This is a genomic window from Bacillus pacificus (assembly GCF_020861345.1).
GTDB classification, from domain to species: domain Bacteria; phylum Bacillota; class Bacilli; order Bacillales; family Bacillaceae_G; genus Bacillus_A; species Bacillus_A pacificus.
Window position 1 is genome coordinate 2,258,213 of the sequence record NZ_CP086328.1, and the last position, 20,774, is coordinate 2,278,986.

23 protein-coding genes and 6 pseudogenes are annotated in these 20,774 nt (G+C 33.6%); 28 read left to right on the forward strand and 1 reads right to left on the reverse strand.

Translation table 11 applies throughout. The annotated features are described in order from the left end of the window. Window positions 1-116 precede the first annotated feature (116 nt). From LMD38_RS11760 to LMD38_RS11775, 4 genes are all read left to right on the forward strand, one after another. Window positions 117-1,142 (forward strand): SDR family oxidoreductase, encoded by a 1,026-nt coding sequence (locus LMD38_RS11760; protein WP_062821706.1) that lies wholly within the window; start codon window positions 117-119, stop codon window positions 1,140-1,142. Window positions 1,143-1,194: 52 nt separating this feature from the next. Continuing rightward, window positions 1,195-1,626, forward strand: a complete 432-nt coding sequence (locus tag LMD38_RS11765) for an SMI1/KNR4 family protein (RefSeq protein ID WP_061182882.1) — start codon at window positions 1,195-1,197, stop codon at window positions 1,624-1,626. Between the two features lie 216 nt (window positions 1,627-1,842). Next, a complete protein-coding gene (locus LMD38_RS11770; RefSeq protein ID WP_016717853.1) occupies window positions 1,843-2,310 on the forward strand; it encodes an NUDIX hydrolase in 468 nt (155 codons plus the stop codon). Then, window positions 2,311-2,976, forward strand: a complete 666-nt coding sequence (locus LMD38_RS11775; protein WP_153016928.1) for an alpha/beta hydrolase — start codon at window positions 2,311-2,313, stop codon at window positions 2,974-2,976. A 46-nt stretch (window positions 2,977-3,022) separates the two neighbouring features. Here the strand turns inward: LMD38_RS11775 and LMD38_RS11780 are convergent, their stop codons facing one another. Further along, the gene (locus tag LMD38_RS11780) at window positions 3,023-4,966 is read right to left on the reverse strand and encodes a GTP-binding protein (RefSeq protein ID WP_062821705.1); all 1,944 of its coding nucleotides are present in this window, start codon (window positions 4,964-4,966) and stop codon (window positions 3,023-3,025) included. A gap of 266 nt (window positions 4,967-5,232) precedes the next feature. Between LMD38_RS11780 and LMD38_RS11785 the strand changes: the two genes are divergently transcribed. The 24 genes and pseudogenes from LMD38_RS11785 to LMD38_RS28705 form a co-directional block, all read left to right on the forward strand. Further along, a complete protein-coding gene (locus tag LMD38_RS11785) occupies window positions 5,233-5,661 on the forward strand; it encodes a MarR family winged helix-turn-helix transcriptional regulator (RefSeq protein WP_000204161.1) in 429 nt (142 codons plus the stop codon). 18 nt (window positions 5,662-5,679) lie between these two features. Next, on the forward strand, window positions 5,680-6,318 hold the full coding sequence (locus LMD38_RS11790; protein ID WP_000185399.1) for a nitroreductase family protein: 639 nt from the start codon (window positions 5,680-5,682) through the stop codon (window positions 6,316-6,318). Window positions 6,319-6,357: 39 nt separating this feature from the next. Continuing rightward, complete coding sequence (locus tag LMD38_RS11795) at window positions 6,358-6,651, forward strand: putative quinol monooxygenase (protein WP_062821704.1); 294 nt, start codon at window positions 6,358-6,360, stop codon at window positions 6,649-6,651. 213 nt (window positions 6,652-6,864) lie between these two features. Next, window positions 6,865-7,140 carry a TIGR04197 family type VII secretion effector gene (locus tag LMD38_RS11800; protein ID WP_000503628.1) on the forward strand — a complete coding sequence of 92 codons (276 nt, stop codon included), beginning with the start codon at window positions 6,865-6,867 and terminating at the stop codon, window positions 7,138-7,140. Between the two features lie 39 nt (window positions 7,141-7,179). Beyond that, window positions 7,180-7,542: a DUF3958 family protein gene (locus LMD38_RS11805; RefSeq protein WP_062821703.1), complete on the forward strand. Its 363-nt coding sequence runs from the start codon at window positions 7,180-7,182 to the stop codon at window positions 7,540-7,542. Further along, window positions 7,539-9,176 carry a T7SS effector LXG polymorphic toxin gene (locus LMD38_RS11810; RefSeq protein ID WP_228920300.1) on the forward strand — a complete coding sequence of 546 codons (1,638 nt, stop codon included), beginning with the start codon at window positions 7,539-7,541 and terminating at the stop codon, window positions 9,174-9,176. The genes LMD38_RS11805 and LMD38_RS11810 overlap by 4 nt, the downstream gene beginning before the upstream one ends. Window positions 9,177-9,204: 28 nt before the next feature. Then, the gene (locus LMD38_RS11815) at window positions 9,205-10,452 is read left to right on the forward strand and encodes a PoNi-like cognate immunity protein (RefSeq protein WP_228920302.1); all 1,248 of its coding nucleotides are present in this window, start codon (window positions 9,205-9,207) and stop codon (window positions 10,450-10,452) included. A 160-nt stretch (window positions 10,453-10,612) separates the two neighbouring features. Next, a pseudogene (locus LMD38_RS11820) lies at window positions 10,613-11,674 on the forward strand (polymorphic toxin type 50 domain-containing protein); the annotation flags it as partial. 16 nt (window positions 11,675-11,690) lie between these two features. Further along, complete coding sequence (locus LMD38_RS11825) at window positions 11,691-12,029, forward strand: hypothetical protein (protein ID WP_228920311.1); 339 nt, start codon at window positions 11,691-11,693, stop codon at window positions 12,027-12,029. 231 nt (window positions 12,030-12,260) lie between these two features. Then, entirely contained in the window at window positions 12,261-12,530 is a 270-nt protein-coding gene (locus LMD38_RS11830) for a hypothetical protein (RefSeq protein ID WP_011181730.1), read from the forward strand. Window positions 12,531-12,547: 17 nt separating this feature from the next. Next, the gene (locus LMD38_RS11835; protein WP_000417647.1) at window positions 12,548-12,907 is read left to right on the forward strand and encodes an SMI1/KNR4 family protein; all 360 of its coding nucleotides are present in this window, start codon (window positions 12,548-12,550) and stop codon (window positions 12,905-12,907) included. Continuing rightward, entirely contained in the window at window positions 12,900-13,457 is a 558-nt protein-coding gene (locus LMD38_RS11840) for an RNA 2'-phosphotransferase (protein WP_100634301.1), read from the forward strand. The genes LMD38_RS11835 and LMD38_RS11840 overlap by 8 nt, the downstream gene beginning before the upstream one ends. Window positions 13,458-13,755: 298 nt before the next feature. Further along, window positions 13,756-14,319, forward strand: a pseudogene (locus tag LMD38_RS11845) (hypothetical protein); the annotation flags it as partial. A 15-nt stretch (window positions 14,320-14,334) separates the two neighbouring features. Then, window positions 14,335-14,832 carry a hypothetical protein gene (locus LMD38_RS11850; protein WP_100633539.1) on the forward strand — a complete coding sequence of 166 codons (498 nt, stop codon included), beginning with the start codon at window positions 14,335-14,337 and terminating at the stop codon, window positions 14,830-14,832. A 346-nt stretch (window positions 14,833-15,178) separates the two neighbouring features. Continuing rightward, window positions 15,179-15,559 (forward strand): annotated as a pseudogene (locus LMD38_RS11855) (sugar-binding protein); the annotation flags it as partial. 5 nt (window positions 15,560-15,564) lie between these two features. Continuing rightward, window positions 15,565-16,062, forward strand: coding sequence for an SMI1/KNR4 family protein (locus tag LMD38_RS11860; RefSeq protein WP_073531276.1), 498 nt, complete (start codon window positions 15,565-15,567; stop codon window positions 16,060-16,062). 479 nt (window positions 16,063-16,541) lie between these two features. Next, window positions 16,542-17,156: pseudogene (locus LMD38_RS28825) on the forward strand (polymorphic toxin type 50 domain-containing protein); the annotation flags it as partial. A gap of 24 nt (window positions 17,157-17,180) precedes the next feature. Continuing rightward, window positions 17,181-17,519, forward strand: coding sequence for a hypothetical protein (locus LMD38_RS11870; RefSeq protein WP_228920317.1), 339 nt, complete (start codon window positions 17,181-17,183; stop codon window positions 17,517-17,519). A gap of 89 nt (window positions 17,520-17,608) precedes the next feature. Continuing rightward, window positions 17,609-17,893, forward strand: a complete 285-nt coding sequence (locus tag LMD38_RS11875; RefSeq protein WP_002025991.1) for a hypothetical protein — start codon at window positions 17,609-17,611, stop codon at window positions 17,891-17,893. Beyond that, window positions 17,868-18,212, forward strand: a complete 345-nt coding sequence (locus LMD38_RS11880) for a hypothetical protein (protein ID WP_073531279.1) — start codon at window positions 17,868-17,870, stop codon at window positions 18,210-18,212. Before LMD38_RS11875 ends, LMD38_RS11880 begins: the two co-directional genes overlap by 26 nt. Before the next feature lie 332 nt (window positions 18,213-18,544). Then, a pseudogene (locus LMD38_RS11885) lies at window positions 18,545-18,924 on the forward strand (cytoplasmic protein); the annotation flags it as partial. A gap of 157 nt (window positions 18,925-19,081) precedes the next feature. Further along, on the forward strand, window positions 19,082-19,435 hold the full coding sequence (locus LMD38_RS11890) for a cytosolic protein (RefSeq protein ID WP_228920321.1): 354 nt from the start codon (window positions 19,082-19,084) through the stop codon (window positions 19,433-19,435). Between the two features lie 16 nt (window positions 19,436-19,451). Then, window positions 19,452-20,156, forward strand: a complete 705-nt coding sequence (locus LMD38_RS11895; RefSeq protein ID WP_228920322.1) for a PoNe immunity protein domain-containing protein — start codon at window positions 19,452-19,454, stop codon at window positions 20,154-20,156. A 67-nt stretch (window positions 20,157-20,223) separates the two neighbouring features. Next, window positions 20,224-20,753 (forward strand): annotated as a pseudogene (locus LMD38_RS28705) (hypothetical protein); the annotation flags it as partial. Window positions 20,754-20,774 lie beyond the last annotated feature (21 nt).

Here is a 20,774-nt window from a genome sequence, read left to right on the forward strand (position 1 = left end):
ATGGATTCTATTTTTGTTTCTAGAATTAAAGTAAAATAACAAATCCCCCGTAACTTTTTATGATAGCAATTCGTTTAACAAAAGAAAGGATTTTTAATGATGAATGGGGGAGAACCATGAAAATTCTAATACTAGGTGGTACACGATTTTTAGGCAGAGCATTTGTAGAAGAGGCTTTGAACAGAGGGCATGAAGTTACATTATTTAACCGCGGAACAAACCAAGAAATCTTTCCTGAAGTGGAGCAGCTTATCGGTGACAGAAATGGTGATGTATCAAGTTTAGAAAATCGAAAATGGGATGTTGTCGTAGATACATGTGGGTTTTCTCCACATCACATTAGAAATGTTGGAGAAGTGCTTAAAGATAATATTGAACACTATATATTCATCTCAAGCCTTTCCGTATATAAAGATTGGATTCCGCATCATATAAAAGAAGACTATATATTACAACCTGAACCGACGGCTGAGCAAATAAAGGCTGTAGAAAATGGTGAAATATCTCCTTATGAGCATTATGGTGCGCTGAAAGTATTATGCGAAAAAGAAGCAGAGAAGTATTGGCCGGGGCGTGTTTTACACGTAAGAGCAGGACTTCTTTCAGGAATGTTTGATTATACAGATCGGCTTCCATATTGGATTCAGCGTATAGCAAAAGGAGGTAAGGTGTTAGTTCCAGGAAGAAAAGACCGTCCAGTGCAGATAGTTGATATAAAAGACGTCGCAAACTGGGGACTAAACATGGCAGAAAATAATAAAGTAGGTACATTCAATGTTACAGGTCCGAATTATGAATTGACGATGGAAGAGCTATTGAATACGTGTAAAAAGGTTCCGAATAGTGATGCTACATTCGTTTGGGTAGATGAATCATTTATGAATGAACATAAAGTACAGCCTTGGACAGAGATGCCACTATGGCTTCCTGAAACTTTTTCATTAGAAGGTGAGCCAAAGCCGTGGAAAGGTGGTTTTTCTATTAATATTGAAAGTGCTGTTAAAGAAGGACTTACTTTTAGAAGGTTAGAAGATACAATTGCAGATGTGTATGTGTGGATGAAGGGTATGGACGAATGGGAATTAAAAGCAGGTATTTCAGGCAAGAGGGAGAAGTGTTTGTTAGAAAAGTGGTATCAATAAATTCAGAGTAGCCTTATATATAATTGATTGAATATTAGGAGGAGAAAAGGTGATGTGGAAAGACACCATTCATAGTATCTCATCAAACTTAAATTTGAAAAATCCAGCTACGAATGATGAACTTACTGATATACAAAGATGTTTACATGTGGAGTTACCGAATGATCTATATCAATTATTACAGGAAACAAACGGTATAGAAGGTGAGTACGGGGACTTTATATGGCCTGCTTCAAAAATTAAAACTGAAAATATGAATATGAGAAATATAGTTGATTTTAAAGATTTATACATGCCTTTGGATTGTTTATTATTTTTTGCTGATGGCGGAAATGGTGATTTGTTTGGTTATTCTGTTTTGAATGGGATGGTACAAAGAGATGATATATATGTATGGAATCATGAAAATGATAGTAGAACGTGGGTTGCGCCTTCTTTAAAAACTTTCATGGAGTGGTGGGAGAGTGGGAAGATAACAATTTAAATATAGTATCACGAAAAAGCGCCTTGTTATTAAAGAAACAAGGCGCTTTTTCGTGTGTATTGTTATTGTAATAGATGCATATGTATAATTGATAGAAAAAATTCTGAAAATTAAAAAACTATTGAATGAACTAGAAAAATTTAGTAATCTTATTTATACGATACATACATAATAGTTTTATAGCGATTTTTAAATGAAGTATAGGAGGCAATCGTTGTGGATCTTACGTTCAAAGTTGAGGAAACATGTTTTAATTACCGAGTCGGAGCCATTTGTAAACACGGTAATAAAATCCTTATATTGCAAGGTAATGGTGAAGATTTTTGGTACGTACCAGGCGGTAGAGTGAAAATGCTAGAAAATAGTGAAGACGCATTAAAACGTGAGCTTGCGGAAGAACTAGCTGTTCCTATTAAAGTAAAGAGATTACTATGGTCAGTAGAAAATTTCTTCACACTTTCTGAGCGAAAGTTTCATGAGATTAGTTTTTATTACGAAGTAGAATTGCATGAATTACCCGCGAATGGAGCGAATCAATATATTTTGGAAGAAGAGGGTAGAACATATTTGTTTAAGTGGGTGTCGGTAGAAGAGTTACATGCATATAACTTACAACCAGCATTTATAAAAGAAAAAGTAAAGGATATAGTAGCTCACACAGAACATATTGTATTACAAAAGTAAATGTATTCGGAGGGGAAAACGGTGAAGAGGACTAAAAAAAAGATACATATAAATGACAAAGTAATTTATTACACACATATCGAAAAAGGTTCTAGTACGGTTTGCTTTATGTTTTCAGGTTCAGGATACAATTATGATAAGCCGTTATTTTATTACGCGACGATGCTTATGCTTGAACATAAAATAGATGTTGTACATATTCATTATTCTTACGACGAACAAGTAATGAATAAACCAATAGAAGAAGTAACGAAAGTAATGATGGGTGATATTCATCCTATAATGAATGAAGTATTAAAAGGTGAGCAATACAACGAGACGATGTTTTTAGGAAAATCACTCGGAACAATTCCAATTGCAAATGATTTAATGAAGAGAGAAGATTTTTTACAGTCAAAAATGATAGTACTTACACCTTTACTAAATTTTGAATCTATTTTCGAATCTATTTTACAAAGTAATCACGAAGGACTTTTAGTTATTGGGGATAAAGATCATCATTATAATGCAAATAAAATTGATCAGTTATATAAAACGAATTTAACGATCGATGTTGTCAAAAATGCAAATCATTCTGTAAATGTTGGAGAATTTGAAACAGGGAATTCAATTGAAGCAATAGCGAAAATAATAGAAAAGCTTAAAGAAATTGTTAGGGAAAACTAACTTATCAATACATGCAAAAAGAGGTGCGAACTGCACCTCTTTTACTTTAATAAGCCCTCAACACATGAAGCAAATAATCTTTCCGATTCAGCGGATTATAATCAACACGTTTTCGAGTAGGGAAGGGAGGTTTCAGCTTTGTGAAACCAGCTGGCTTCGTTGAAAATATGCCTTCTCCTTCTGTAAATGAATGGAGCATGCGTTTAAAATTCTCTGTTTTCGCAACAGGTAATGATCCTGTTAACTGATAAGAATCATTATTGAATATAGGCTCTGCAAAAGTTGCTGAAATAGCAGCGAGCTTATACATTGCGGTACTAATTGCCTGCTCCGGTACAGTGAATTCAAACGCATTAACTGGTTCATATACATATGTTTCAGCTTTCTTTAAAGCATCCATTAAAACGAGTGGCGTTAAGTTTCTAAAGTCACTAGCTGTTGTAACAGGACTAGCATAGCCAGTATGGGTTAACGTAACGATAATATCCGTAACTTCCCACCCGTACAAACCTTGTTTTAACGTTTGAAATACAGTATCTTCAATCGCTTTATGAAAGGCTAAAGGTAGTGAGCCAAGTTCAACGCCTAATTTATATGTTATGCCAGAATTCAGTTCACCACGTTCGACTTTGAATCCAACTGTTGCGTAAAATGGATTCGTTTTTTCGCCCATTACTTCAACGGAAATCCCAATGCCAATTGGCTTCTCAATACATACAACTCGCGTATTTGAAAAAGTAACTTGCAAATTATATTTCTCAAAAAGAGTTGTTTCAATTACTTCTTTTTGTACTTGACCGAAAAGGCGAATATATAGTTCATTATGAACATCATCTTTCCACACTTTAATGAGTGGATCTTCTTCACATAGTTCCATAAGTGCAGCGTATAAATCATGAATTCGTTCTTTAGGTACTGCATCGATGGCAGCTTCCATTTGTGGTTCGGCAAAGTGAATATCTTTTATATAATCAGTCCGTGCACCGATAATATCACCAATTTTAATATCACTTAGTCCCCACACTTTGCAAAATTCTCCGCTAGGAACGGTAGAAGTTTGAACAGCATCTCCATTATGAAACATGCACATTTTTTTAATCTTTTCCTTATGTGGTAGAGACTCATCGCGCTGTATATCAACATGTTTTCTAACGTGTAAGTTGCCAGAAAAAACTCTTACATATGCAATCTTTTCTCCAGAAGGTTCACGTTCAATTTTAAAAACAATACCGGACAATTCTTCATCTTGAGACAGATTATGAGCTGGAAGTAAGGCTGAAATATTTTCAAGTAGTTCAGATACTCCTATACCCGTCATTGCGGAACCGAAGAAAATCGGATACACATTTGCTTGCGCTATTTGTTTAATGAGTTCTTTTCTTAACATTGTGTCCGTTACGATTTCGTTATTTACATATGACTCAAGTAACGATTCATTATATGGTGCTAATCGTTCTATACAATCATCATATGATTTATATTCAATAATACGAGCTTCCTTTGTTCCTTCGTTTAGGACAGAGTAAAAGGGGAATGCTTCATTTGAAAGAATCGTTTTTATTTGCTTTACAACTTTTTCACTATTTGCACCACGACGATCAATTTTATTTACAAATAAAATAGTCGGTATGTTTAGTTTCTGTAACGTTCGCATTAAAATCTTCGTTTGTGCTTGCACACCTTCAACGGCAGAAATAACTAAGATTGCACCGTCTAAAACGCGGAATGATCGCTCCACTTCAGCGATAAAATCAGCGTGTCCCGGTGTATCGATGACATTTACTTTTAAGTCATCAATAAAGAAAGAAACGACGGATGCTTTAATCGTAATTCCGCGCTGCCTTTCTAATTCCATTGAGTCTGTTTGCGTACTTCCGCCATCAACTCGGCCAATTTCTTTAATCACATTCGTTTCATAAAGAATACGTTCAGTCAAACTCGTCTTGCCAGCGTCTACATGCGCGACAATCCCTATATTTATTGTTGTCATATATCAATATCCTCATTTCATTTTCCATTTTCATTTCCTCATTTCTATTTGTGTATTGCCGCATTACAATCACTCTCCAGTCATTTAAATTATTACTATTATAATGTAATTTACATTTTTTGTAACGCTACAAAGCGCCTTAATTTGGAAAAAATAAAATGAAAACAAAATGCTTGCATTCTTAATCGATATAGATTATATTAATTGACGTATCAACTATTGATATATCAAATGATTTTTTAAATTGGATGTAAAGGAGGGGTAATTTGACAAGTTCATGCTCAAAAGAAGCGATTATTTTATATAAATTACACTTTCTAAATAAAGAAGTAAGTTCGAAATTTGAAGGGTGTACGGGTATGAGCCAGTCTCGATTAGAGCTTATACTTCAGTTATTTGAAGTAGGTGAAATTAGTCAAAAAGCACTTCAGCAAGAAGTGAATATTGATAATGCGGCGATAACGAGGCATTTAAAGCAGCTTGAGGCCAATGAAATGATTGTAAGACGTAAAAATCCAGATGATAACAGAATTACGTTAGTTTCTCTAACTGAAGAGGGACGAAATAAAATCCAGGCGTTTCAAGAGGAAAAAGAACGTTTTGCAGCATCTGCATTTAAAGGATTAAGTGAGGAAGAACGCGATAATCTTTTAAATATGTTAATTCACATTCAAGAAAATATAAAAGAACTTTAAAAAAGGGAGAATACAACTATGACTAACTCAGTAAAAACAAATGACTTTAACGAAATTTTAACAGGACGTCGTTCCATTCGTAAATACGACTCATCAGTGAAAATTAGCAAAGAAGAAATGACAGAAATTCTTACAGAAGCAACACTTGCACCATCATCAGTAAACATGCAACCATGGAGATTCGTAGTGATTGAAAGTGATGAAGCGAAAGCAACACTTGCGCCACTTGCGAAATTCAATCAATCTCAAGTAGAAACATCTTCAGCAATGATTGCTTTATTTGGTGATTTAAACAACTTTGATAACGCAGAAGAAATTTACGGTACAGCAGTAGAGCGTGGTTTCATGCCAGCAGAAGTAAAAGAAGACCAAATGAAAAAACTTTCAGCTTACTTCTCAATGGTTACACCAGAAGTAATGAAAGATACTGTACTTATTGACGGCGGTCTTGTAGCAATGCAATTTATGCTAGCAGCTCGTGCTCACGGTTATGATACTTGTCCAATTGGTGGATTTGAAAAAGACCAAATTGCTGAAGCGTTCGGATTAGATAAAGAACGTTACGTACCAGTTATGTTAATTTCAATCGGAAAAGCTGCTGACAGTGGTTACCAATCAGTACGTCTTCCAATTGAAAAAGTTGCTGAGTGGAAGTAATTTCAAAAGAAATAAGTGAAATATGAGAGGGGAAACACCATGATTATTATTCACGCAACATTTCAAGTAGATCCAGCGAAACAACAAACATTTTTAGAAGAAGTTCAACCATTACTTCATGGTTCAAGAGAAGAAAGTGGAAATGTATCTTATGATCTTTATAAAGATGTAGAAAAAGAAAATGTGTATACGATGGTAGAAGTATGGAAAGATGAAGTAGCAGTTGCGAGTCATAATACGAGTGAACACTTCACATCTTTCGTTAGCAAAGTAAAACAGTTTTTAACTGCTCCTCTTGATATAAAAGCTTATAATGGAGAGTTAGTGAAATAATAAGGTAGAAAAAGATGACTTTAGCGAATGGCTGAGGTCATCTTTTTTTGTATAAGTAGAATCCACTTTGGATCCAGTTATATTGATAGGTAAGTGTTGCTCGTATCCTCAGGAACAGTGGTTAATTATTTATTGAATTCGAACATTCGGTTTATTAGAATATTTTTCCATGGTATAATTTTCTTGAAAATATAAGGTAGAGGGGAGTAAGTGATGGGAGAATTTCAAAGTAATTTGCATAGAGCAACGCAACTTGCAACGAAAATGAGAAATGCTTCAGATAGAATGCAAAGTGCTACTAGTCGCTCTATAAATAAGGCAACGCGTACGACACTATCTGTGAACTTCAAAGCACAAGAAGCAAATCAACAAAATTTACAGATCACGAAACAATTTTGCGTTGCTTTTCAACAAACAATTGATAATATCCATTCCGTAGCAAATGAATTTGAGAAAATGGATACCGGACTTCAAAAGACTTTTCAATAATGTAACAACCTACGTAAAGGGGAAAAGGTAGGAGAAAAGATGAGTCAAGAAATTGAAACGAGAATCAGTCAATGTAATCAAAAATTACGAATTATATTTGAAGAACAAAATGAAAACCGAATCGCGCTGCAAAATCAAGAAAGAGCTGAGGCTAGTTTTCATGAATGGAAAAATAGAAATAATCGTTTATTTAACCGAATACTAGAAACTTGGTATGGTGACAGAGAAGCATTTCACCTTTTTACGAATATGCGGCAAGAGATCGGGCAGTATGAAAGAAAACTTACATTCGAATTAGAAAACGAAAAAGAGACGTTGCTTAAAGAAAAACGGCATCTCAGTGAGAAAGAAAACGACCTTTCCTATGAACAGCAGCAACTACAAAGGGAGGTCAATACATGAGTTTAAACATGTATTTGGGAGAAGTACAAAGTCAAACGCAAAGTATGAACGCTATATGTAATGCTACGATTCAAAGTATGGAACAAGCCATTCAATCTATTGATGCCTTTGCGATAGACACAGTATTACAAGGACAAACATACAGTAGTGCAAAAGCCTACCTTGTCCAAACATTTCGGCCATTAGCGCAAGGAATCATATGCTTATGTGAAGAATTAATTCGCCAAAACGAAGCATTTCCAAATGATTTTCAAGCAAAAGTTGCTTCAACAGATGTTATCGAACATGAAATAAGACAACAAATACAGGAAATCAATCAATCGATCGCTAGTATAGAAGCAATAGAAGTACTTACACCGATGCCTGGAGTAGACGCAATTGTTGCAGTCTTAATTGCGATGAGGAAAAAACTTGAAGAAAAACTAGAGCATTTATATGAATTCAATCATTCATCCAGCAACAACTACAGTACCGCCCTCCAATTAGCCGCTAGCATCACAGCCGGACTCACTGAAGTGCAAAGCGGGAAAGGATTTAGTCCTGTGAGTGGTACGTTTAGTACACAAGGGTTGAATATGGATTGGGTGAGTTCGATTCAGGGGATTATAGAAGAAACAGCTCGAAAAAACGAGATGAAAGAAATTACTTTGCAAAAACAAGAAATGAACTTACAAGAGCAGGAAGACAATAGATCATGGCATGAAAAAACAGCCCTTTATGCGCAATCATTTTTGCATGGAGTTATCGAATTTTTTCAAGGTGCTGGTGATGCAGCCCTAGAAAACTTTGTTGGACTACAACCGCATGAGAATGATAAATTAGAAAGTAAGACAACTTACCAAGCTGGAAGGTTGGCTGGAAATGTTATATCAATAGCCGGGTCCATTGTAGAAATATTTGAAGGTATTTCGCTCATAGGCGGATCTAATTTCTTAACTATCGTCGCAGAAGTAGGAACTGGTGGGTTAGCATCACCAATTGTTATTCCATTAGATATAGCAGCAACAGCTGCTGGGGCTAGTCTTTTTGCACATGGTGGATTTGTTTGGAATAAATCGATTCAAAATACTAAGGATACTCTTCAAAAAATCCAGTCTTCTGGTGGAGGTGCGGCTAACGGTAAACCTAGCAGTAACAAAAATACAACTGTAGATAATTTTGATCCAAAAACAGCTACAAATAAGCAAAAAGGTAATTATGGTGAAATAAAATCTAGTGACAATTTATTGAATAATCAAAGTTTAAAAGAAGCTGGATTTGATTTAAATCCAGTCGGAAAAAGTGCACCATCAGGCATAAATGATAAAATAGTAAAAGGAATTGATGGATTATACGAAAATGCAAATCCAAATTCAAATATTAAATATGTTATTGATGAAGCTAAGTTTGGTAGTTCACAATTGGGGAAAACTAAAGATGGACGACAAATGTCAAATGATTGGTTGAATGGTGCGAAGACGCGAAAAAGTAGGATATTGAAGGCTGTTGATGGAGATGCAAAATTAGCATCAAAGATTACGAAGGCATTACAAGATCAGGAAGTTGAGAGAGTGTTATCAAAGGTTGATAGTAGTGGAAATGTGAAAACATTTAGAATAGATGCAAAGGGAGACATAATTGGAGAATGGCCATAATTTAAGGCACTAGGAGGAATTGAATAGTATGAGAGATCCTTTATGTATAGAAGAAAAATGTAGAGAAGGAATAGAATATAATAAAGAGTTTATTGAGGAAAATAGAGAGGAGATTAAAAGTTTTGAAGAAGATGAAAGGAATGGTATTCAAAGAAAGGCTAAAGATAATAAAAGTCTTATAGAAGGAAGGTATCTATTAAATTTTAATTATGAGTTAGAGGATATTAACGCAAAATATTCCTTAGGAGAAGCTATCCATACAATAGAAGGAGATTTTGACAACGCTCTTATTGATTTGAGGCATATAGGGGAAAATGAAGTTGGATATTTAAATCTAATTTGGATGATATCTCTAGGAATTTTATTAGAGACGGAGAAAAAGAATCTTGTAAGTTTAGCTAAGCTAGTTGAGAAGGAAAATATGAACGACGCAGTAATTGATTTTCTCTTATGCGCTAGTGATATCGGATACACAAACATGACGAACAGATATTATAAAGAAAATCCATATGCAAAAACGAAAGAGATTATAGAACTTGCACAAACAGATAAAAAAGAAGCGTCTAAAAGATTACAAGTGTATATGGAGAAAGAATGGTTTAAAGGCCATTATGATTATGAATGGAAAAATGCGCATAAAGAACCTGGATATGTAGGGTATTGGAGCTTTGAGACAGCTGCAATAGTAAAGATACTCGGACTTGATGATACAAGTTTAAAAGGCAATAACCATTATCCATATGATTTGGCACATTATAAAAATGAAATGAAATTCAAGCATATAGACCTAAGTGAATATCACTATGAAGATGAGACAGAAGAAATCGAGGATATAGTAGAAGGAATTGAACATAATCCTGCATTGGAAAATATTATTCCGCCAAAATGGCATTCATTGGTCAATGAATTGATCCATGACTATGAGAATATGGAGGATAGTAGTTTTTATGAAAAATACAAAAAAACGATAGGAATAGGTCAAGTGTGGTTCTTACCACAAGAGTATGAAGAAGAAAATGAACAAAAAAATCTATTAGGAAGTTTAATTGTGTTTGCCCTGACGGTAAGAGATTATATATTACAATTGGACTATAAAGAGGATTTAGAGGACTACATCGATAATCTTAAAAATTTCTGGAATGTTTCAGAAACAAAGTTAGTTCAATTTATTTTAGAGAATGATCAAAATTATTATGCATGGGTACCAAAAGAAGCAAACATCCCAAATATGTATGAAGTGAAGATAGAGAGTGTCGATGTAGAGGAAGTTCTATAATAAGCAAATTAAAACATTGTGTATCATGAGTAACGTTGAAAAACTAATTTATACGGAATTTAATGAATTAAGAGGTTAAAAATAGTGGTAGTTTGGAGAATCCAACTGCCACTATTTTTGTGTTTACGAATGGTTTTGTAAAGTAAGTAGCGTGTTTAATGAATTTAATCATTCATCCAGCAACAACTACAGCACCGCCCTCCAATTAGCCGCTAGCATCACAGCCGGACTCGCTGAAGTGCAAAGTGGGAAAGGATTTAGTCCTGTGAGTGGTACGTTTAGTACACAAGGATTGAATATGGATTGGGTGAGTTCGATTCAGGGGATTATAGAAGAACAAGCTCGTCAAACCGAGATGAAACAAATTACTTTGCAAAAACAACAATTTAACTTGCAAGAGTAGGAAGACAATAGATCATGGCATGAAAAAACAGCCATTTATGCGCAAACATTTTTGCATGGAGTTATCGAATTTTTTCAAGGTGCTGGTGATGCAGCACTAGAAAACTTTTTTGGACTACAACCACATGAGAATGATAAATTAGAAAGTAAGACAACTTACCAAGCTGGAAGGTTGGCTGGAAATATTATATCAATAGCCGGGTCCATTGTAGAAATGTTTGAAGGTATCTCGCTCATAGGCGGATCTAATTTCTTAACTATCGTGGCAGAAGTAGGAACTGGTGGGTTAGCATCACCAATTGTTATTCCATTAGATATAGCAGCAACAGCTGTTGGGGCTAGTCTTTTTGCACATGGTGGATTTGTTTGGAATAAATCGATTCAAAATACTAAGGATACTATTCAAAAAATCCAGTCTTCTGGTGGAGGTACGGGTGCGAGTAATCGAATACCTTCTTATGGAAAAGATTCTGTACCTAAAGGTCCATACCGTGAAGTAAATGGTTATCCAATAAAAGTGAAAGCAGGAGCTCAAGAAAAGCATATTCCTGATACACCGAACTATAAACAAGAATTAGCAAATGGAAAAAATAAGAGCATTTTCTATGGCGATAATAAAATAGCACAAGAATTGCTTGATAAGTTCGCCGGGAAAGGTCAACTACTACCAAACGGTAAAAAAGAAAGAGTAGACTTTGGTAAAACAATTGGAAAATACTATGATCGTGATACTGGTGAATACCTTGAAACTACTAGAGGAATGATTCATTATGGAAAAGACGGAGCACATATAGTGCCTTCAGAACCACTAAAGAAGTAATAAGAGGGGGATATACATGAGATATGATCCTTTAATAAAAACGTTAAAAGAGTATAAAGATAGGGACTTGATAATAGAGTGGGAAAGTGGATTGAAAATTATTGGTGAACCAGACACACTTTTTGAAACAGACAATGGGTTAGATAACGATGATGTGAATTATACCGAATACTATGCCGTTACATTTCAAGTGAATGATATTTTAGCGCATCCTACTAGGGAAGAAAATAGTTTATATAATTGGTTAATACAAAAGAAAGGCTCGTTAGTTGAAATTTCTCTCTATGATGATCCGCCAAGTGCAGTGTTTTTAACTGACGGAAAAAAAGTATGGGAAAGTGGAATATGTAAATAATAGGTGGTATATAAACTGAGATCTTGATTGGCATATATGCTTTTCAAGGTTTTTCTATGTTTTTAACACCTGTAAAGGGTGTTCATCAGTGGCACGAAATTGGTTGCAAGAATAAGAGGCAGATGAGAGCATGAGTGTACTTAGGATATCTAATAGAAATCAATGTCGACTCTTTAAAGAAACAATGAGACGAACTCAGGAGATTATAGAAGTACAAGCTGGCAAACCAAGATGAAACAATTTACTTTGCAAGAACAACAATTGAACTTACAAGAGCAGGAAGACAATATTGCTGCAGCTAGAGAGGTTGGGATAGAAGTTCAAGCAACTATTAGAAACTATAATGATCCGCTTCCAGCTAATCTGATTGATAGATTTATAACTAAAAAGGGAGTACCTAAAAATTGGGGGGAAGCTCTAGACTTAAGAATTCTAAAGCAAAAGACTAGTTTTAGAATTCATAATCCAATGGGTTCATTTGAGTTAGAAAAAATGAAATAGAAAGAAGTGCTATAGCTATGGAAAAGTATTACGTTGATAAAGATATATATGTATATCCTGAATCTTACCAAAAATTCGTGGAATTGAATTTAGTTGATTTTGATGTATGGTATTTAATTGAATCTGAACAGGCTACTAGAAGGTATCATGATTTAAAGGAAAGATATCCAAAAAGAAATTTAATTCCTTTTGCCAGAAGAGATGACAACGATGATATTGCGTGTTTTGAAATTGGCAAAGGAAGTAAAGTTCAACTTATTCATGATTTTGCTTCTGAAGGTTTTGAACAAAGAAAAGAGTTTGATGATTTTTGGGAGTGGGTCGAAGTTGCTATGAAAGAAATGATTGATTACAATCGGAGTGAAGAAATTGAATAAACAAAAATTCTATACAAATTTAAGTAAAGAAGTATCTTATGCTTTACGTCATGCTCCGTGGGAATACGAATTGGAGTTAGATGAGAATGGCTGGGTGTCTGTTGAGCAGCTTTTACACGCACTTCATCAATCCATTGAATGGAGCGATGTGAAGATAGAAGATTTAAAAATAATGATTGAGAAATCTGAGAAAAAAAGGCATGAGCTAAAAGAAAATAAAATTCGTACGTTGTATGGACATTCTATTCCCATGAAAATAGTAAAGGAAGAAGGCGTTCCACCTAAATTTCTTTATCATGGTACATCTCCTCGCTTTTTAAATTCTATTGAATCAAATGGTCTATCACCTATGTCTAGACAATATGTCCATCTTTCTGAAGATATTATAACTGCTGAATTAGTGGGGAAAAGAAAAGATAAGCATCCTATTATTTTAGAAGTTAATACTGAAAAAGCTAGAGAAGAAGGCGTTAAATTTTATTTAGGAAATGAAAAAGTTTGGTTAGCAGATAAGATTCCTAGTGAGTTTATCGCAATTAATAAGAATTAATTGAATCTATTCTACTAGATTATGACGGCAGGGAAATTTTTTCTTTAGGATATATATTTGAATGAACCATGTTATCTGTCTTAAAATAAACAAATAAATGGCGAGTTACTTATGGAAAATAATCAACAAGAGAGACTTCACATTTGAGGTCTCTTTTGTTGATTTAAATTGAAAATTATTATTTAAGCGAATTCTTTTTTGTACCTCATATTTCACATACACATAGGCTTTATTTGCTGCTACATAGTATGTTTTTCAACGTTAAGAAACATTAGAAAAAGCAGGACAATATTATTAAATAGCCGGGTCCATTGTGGAAATATTTGAAGGTATTTCGCTCATAGGCGGATCTAATTTCTTAACTATCGTGGCAGAAGTAGGAACTGGTGGGTTAGCATCACCAATTGTTATTCCATTAGATATAGCAGCAACAGCTGCTGGGGCTAGTCTTTTTGCGCATGGTGGATTTGTTTGGAATAAATCGATTCAAAATACTAAGGATACTCTTCAAAAAATCCAGTCTTCTGGTGGAGGTAAGGGTGCAGGTGATTTTGTTAAAGTTAATAATGAAACTATAATAAATACTGCAACTTCTCCTAAAAAGGGTGGAGAGACTGTTGTAGGTCATGCTTTACAAAAACATGCAGGAAGAAATCCAGATATTTGGGGGAAAGTTAAAGGTGGCCCTGACCAAATAAACCAAACTGCATTGAAACACCTTAAAGAAATAATGGATGGACCAGGAGGATTTATAAAAATTAAAAGTCCTAAAGGAATAGAGTTTTTGGAGAAAAAACTACCAGATGGACGTGGAGTTCGATTGAACCTTGATGGAACTTTTAAAGGGTTTATTGATCAGTGAAAGAGGGGATTGTAAGTGGAGAATTTAGAGATTATATTAAGAGATTTTAATAAGAGAAGTATTGATAAGTTAATTTACGACGAACTCAAATTAAATATATTAAAAATTAAATCATCACATTTTTATGATAATATTTTAGAAAAAGATTTGGATTTTTCTCAAGTGAAAAAAATGGAAGAGATTTTAACACCGAAAGGTACAGGAAATGTATGTTTAGAAGAATTACAACTAGGTATTTCATTAAAAAATGTAGTAATAGTATTTTCATTTGATGAACAGGATGGTGATATTGTAATTAACTTTCCCGAAAATGAAATATTAAAGGATGAGAGGAATGATAATAAGTTAAGGTTAAAAAAGTTAGTGCATTATCTAGTTAATTTGAAAAAAGAGTATGATATTCCAAACGTAATAATTGGTTATGAACCTGCAACTGATGAGGATACTTTGCTAATAGAAATTAATGATAAAGTAAAAAATTATGATAAAAAAATAGAGGGAATATTTTCTTGATTTATGAGCCTTAAGGTATATGCCTTGGGGTTTTTTAGTAACTTTGAATAAATTAGAAAATAAAGGTTTAAATGTACTGGAAGATAATAAACTCGTATGATGAAGTGCTTCCACAATTCTCTTTCATGATATGAAGAAGTTTTTAATGCCTGGGATTATCGCAAAAGGAGCAAAAGCATCAAGTGGAGTAAGTACATTTGCTAATGCAGTAAAATTAGCAAAAGAATTGAAGCCTACGCTTGAAATGTTACAATCATTTAAGAGAAATGCTTCCTATGCATTCTCTAGTGTTGGTGGAACTATCGTAACCAAAATACCTCAAGGCGAATTGATAGAAGCTTATTATAAGTTTGCGAAGTCTAAAGATGGTAAGACTACAGAACCATACGATATAGTACCGTATAGGCCAAGCAATTCACCACTAGAAAATCATCATGGCGTTAGGGATGTATGGGCTAAACATAATGTCCCCGATTATGTTAGTAGAGGGGCGAATGCTCCAACTATAGCTTTAACTAAAGAGCAACACAATGATACTAAAGCTGTTTATAGACAATGGCTCTTTGAAAAAACAGGGAAAAAGGTTGGAGGTAAAGTAGATTGGAAATCTGTTTCACCAAAAGAAATACAAGAATTGACGGAAAAAATGTTTGATGCTGCGAATGTACCACGTTTAGCTAGACAAGAGTATTATAGGGCCTTTAATCAATATAATTTTAGGGAGTAATTTAGATGGAAAATATTAATCAGTTGATTAAAAAAGTAAAATCATTACCTAATTGTCGAGTTCAGGAGCCTACAGAATTACCGATAATTGATAAGAATAAGAATATGCTACCAGGTGATTTAAAAGAATTTTATAGTCTTTGTGGTGGTCTAACTTTATTTGAAAATGAGGAATATCCTATTCATATTGTTACCCCAGAGGAGTTTATTTTGGCTAATCCCGTAATTGTAGGAGAGTTATGTGAAGAAGATATTTCATCAAATTGGTATATTATATGCAATGATGGTAAGGATGAATATTTAACAATAGATCTTAGTGAAGAAAGACTAGGTAGATGTTATGATAGTTTTTTTGATCGACATGGAATAGTTGGGGAGTCGCAAATTATCGCAACTTCATTCACTGACTTACTTGAAAAACTTATTAAGAATAATGGACAATATTGGTATTGGCTAAAGAGTGAATTTGAATCACTTGGAGATGCTTATGATGATCAAGAGTGAAAAAGAGGGCCTTTAAGTGGGATAAGAAAGTGAAAGGGTTTTTGAAAGTATGTACTCTATGATGGTTGTACCATCATGAAGTACTATGTGCAATGATAGAATAAGAAAACGAGGTACGAGCTTAGGCGAAATGACATTTTATTGGGCGATGAATATAAACACATGGAATGGGCATGAAACTAACGAACTCGTACAAACTCGTAAGTTGTAACGTAGTAGTTGGCCCGACATAGAAAAGGTGTCATACTGTTACTACAAAACTTACAAATTTATGCTACTTAAAAACAGATGAATTTAAAGCACTTGGTTGTCTATTTGAGGCAATAAGTGCTTTTTTAATTGAAAGGTAAGCTATAAATTTATAGAAATTATTTTTATGAATTAAAGCTAACAGAATATGCACATAGGCTTCAATTGCAGTTATATAGTATGCTTTTCAATGCCAAAAAACATCAGAAAAAGCAGGGTAATATTATTAAATAGCTGGGTCCATTGTAAAAATATTTGAAGGTATTTCGCTCATAGGCGGATCTAATTTCTTAACTATCGTGGCAGAAGTAGGAACTGGTGGGTTAGCATCACCAATTGTTATTCCATTAGATATAGCAGCAACAGCTGCTGGGGCTAGTCTTTTTGCACATGGTGGATTTGTTTGGAATAAATCGATTCAAAATACTAAGGATACTATTCAAAAAATCCAGTCTTCTGGTGGAGGTAAGGGTGCGAGTAATCGAATACCTTCTCATGGAAAAGATTCTATACCTAAAGGTCCATACCGTGAAGTAAATGGTTATCCAATAAAAGTGAAAGCAGGAGCTCAAGAAAAGCATATTCCCGATACACCGAACTATAAACAAGAATTAGCAAATGGAAAAAATAAGAGCATTTTCTATGGCGATAATAAAATAGCGCAAGAATTGCTTGATAAGTTCGCCGGGAAAGGTGAACTATTAAAAAACGGTAGAGAAAGAGTAGACTTTGGTGAGCCAATAGGAAAATATTATGACCGCAATACTGGTGAATACCATGAGACTACTAAAGGGTTGATCCATTATGGAAAAGATGGCGCTCATATAGTACCATCAAGACCATAAAAATCATAAGAAAAGAGGATGCAAATGGGGTACGATTCTTTAATTGGAACATTAATAAATTATGAACATAGTGACATGATACTAGAATGGAAAAGTGGATTGAGAATTATTGGAGAACTAGATACAGTTTTTGAAACAGACAATGGACTAGATGAGGATGATATAAATTATACAGAATATGATGCAGCTGTATTTAGAGTAAATAATATTTTATCTCGACCTAATACAAACGAAGGTACTGTATATAATTGGTTAAAACAAGAAAAAAGTTCATTGGTTGAAATTTCTCTCTATGATGATCCACCAATTGCAGTATTTTTAACTGACGGAAAAAGAGTATGGGAAAGAGAAATATGTAAATAATAGGTGGTATTTAAAATGAGACCTTGATTGGCATATATACCAATCAAGGTTTTTTTCTATGTTTTTACACCTGTAAAGGGTGTTCATCAGTGGTACGAAATTGGTTACAAGAAAAAGAGACGGATGAGAGTATGAGTGTACTTAGGATATCTAATAAGAAATCTCAATGCCGATTTTGTGAAAAAACATGGATTGAATGCAATGAAAGAAATATTCTTGAATATGGCAAGGCAGAAGGACCTACACCTGAACAACTTTATAAAAAGTATGGTTCATGGGAAAATGTGATATATGGCAGTTTAAAAACAAATCCAGCAATGGATGTCATAGTATGGGAGGAAAATAATTATGAAAGAAGAAAAAATACAAGGTAATATAAAGTGGATTACATACAATAATTTAAGATTTAGAATAGAGAAGGTTAATGATGATTCATCCGTAATTTGGGTTTCTGATAATTTTGTGAATTTACGTTTTACCTTAGTAATGAATGACTTTTTAAGTAAATGTGAGGATGGGTTGAATATAAATATCGAAATTGATTTTACTTGGAATAATCATAGAGGTTTGATTATAAAAAATCATGATATAAATCTAATTTTAGGAGAAATAATTAATTTTATTAGTGAATGGGAGTTAGAAGGAAATTCAAATGCTGATAATTTTTCTACGGAAGAGTGGTATTCAGCATAAGCTTACAGGGGATGCTAGCTTTCCATCATTCTTAGGAATTTAAAAATATGGAGGGAGATTTAATGTATGTTTAGGGGAGATTGAATGTGAATTAAACCTAAAGAGTTAGATAAATATTTTAAGCAACTAGTGAGGAATGAATTCTGTATAGTAAAGAATTCATTCTTTTTAAGTTTGTTTTAATTTACTTGTAATTATAGTAGTTAATATTTGAAGAGGCAATCACCTTAAGTCATAAAGAGACGAAAGCCTATACTCAAAGTAAGATTTCAAAGCTTTAGGAAGAAATTGGTTGAGTTAAAGGGGCTAAGGATGATATTTAGGGTGCGGCTAACGGTAAACCTAGCAGTAAAAAAACACAACTGTAGATAAATTTGATGCAAAAACAGCTACAAATAAGCAAAAAGGTAATTATGGTGAAATAAAATCTAGTGACAATTTATTGAATAATCAAAGTTTAAAAGAAGCTGGATTTGATTTAAAGCCAGTCGGAAAAAGTGCACCATCAGGCATAAATGATAAAATAGTAAAAGGAATTGATGGATTATACGAAAATGCAAATGCAGAATCAAAGATCAAATATGTTATTGATGAAGCAAAGTTTGGTAGTTCACAATTAGGAAAAACTAAAGATGGACCACAAATGTCAGATGGTTGGTTGACAGGTGTGAATACTGAAAAAAGTAGAATATTGAAAGCTGTTGATGGAGATAACAAATATAAAGCTGGTAAGAGCCTGAGTAAACTTTAAGACAATAAATAATGTACAACAAGTTAAAATAAAGCAAAAAGAAATTATAAACGAAGTAGAAAATGGTAACGTTAAACTTAAAACTAATAAACAAAAAGGTAATTATGGAGAAATGAAAATGGATGTTCATTTCGAAAGTAAAGGTTTTGATAGAATTAGTAACGATAGAGTAACGAGTTTAGATGATAAAATAGTTAAAGGAATAGCCGGGGTTTATTATAATCAGGGCCCACCTCCGAAATATATAATCGGCGAAGCTAAATATGGTGGTGCTAAACTAAGTAAAACTAAAGATGGAAGACAGATGAGCGATACTTGGGTAGAGGGAAAGATTAGGCTAGAGAAAGCAGTAGGAAAGGATGCTGCTGATGATATTTTGTTAGAGGGATATGATAAGATACTAGTTAATATTAAAGAAGACGGCTCTATTATAACCAAAAAGTTAGATGATGCAAGAACTATAAAAAAATAAGAAGGGTTGTTTAGAAATGCTAAGGGATACACTTAAAGACAAAGAATATTTTTTGGAGTATATTTCTGAAGAAGAAGATAGAATAAATAAATTTGAAACAAAATTACGCAATAATGAAGTGCGAGAAGATAGGATTTTAAATGTGAGAAAGAAGGTATATGATTTAGAATATCAAATTTTAATAGCCAAATATTCTATGGGGGAACCAATAGAATCCTTGATAGACGACTATAAATTAATAGCCGGAAAAATGGAGGGATTTTGGGATATTAATCTTTATGAAGATATGTTGTGGATGCTTTCTATAGGTATTATGCTGGAGATTGATAAAAATACATTTGATATTCTTGCAAAATTAGTAGAAAAGCATAAGGTGAATGATTTTTTATATAATTTTATCATTCATTATAGAAATGAAGAAGTGAACTATCAAAACAGTAATTGGTTATTTGAAAAGCCATTTAAAAGTCTAATTAATGTCATGATGTGTAATGATAATACAAAATCTTGTGAATTCATGAAAGAATACTTGTTAGAGCGATGGTATGTGGGGCATAATGATATGGGATGGTATGAATGCCATAAACACCAGGAAAAATTATATTTTGGTTATTGGAGTTTTGAAAGTGGAGCAATCGCAAAGATTTTAAAATTAGATGATTCAAGTTTAAGAAATACTTTATATTACCCTTATGATATGGTGCATTATCAAGAAAAATAAATGTAAGAATCCACAGTGATAAATTTTTTACACTGTGGATTTTTAAGTTTGTGTTAAAGTATCTATTAAGGGTACGGCTAACGGTAAACCTAGCAGTAAAAAAACACAACTGTAGATAATTTTGATGCAAAAACAGCTACAAATAAGCAAAAAGGTAATTATGGTGAAATAAAATCTAGTGGCAATTTACTGAATAATCAAAGTTTAAAAGAAGCTGGATTTGATTTAAAGCCAGTCGGAAAAAGTGCACCAACAGGTATAAATGATAAAATAGTAAAAGGAATTGATGGATTATACGAAAATGCAAATACAGAATCAAAGATCAAATATGTTATAGATGAAGCTAAGTTTGGTAGTTCACAATTGGGGAAAACTAAAGATGGACGACAAATGTCAAATGATTGGTTGAATGGTGCGAAGACCAAAAAAAGTAGAATATTTAAAGCTGTTGATGGAGATAAGAAATTGGCAGATAAGATTAAAAGAGCGCTGGAAAGAAATCAAGTAGAAAGAGTACTATCACAAGTCGATAGTACCGGAAAAGTAAAAACATATAGATTAGATGCAAAGGGAAATATTATTGGAGAATGGCCATAATTTAGAAGCTAGGAGGAATCA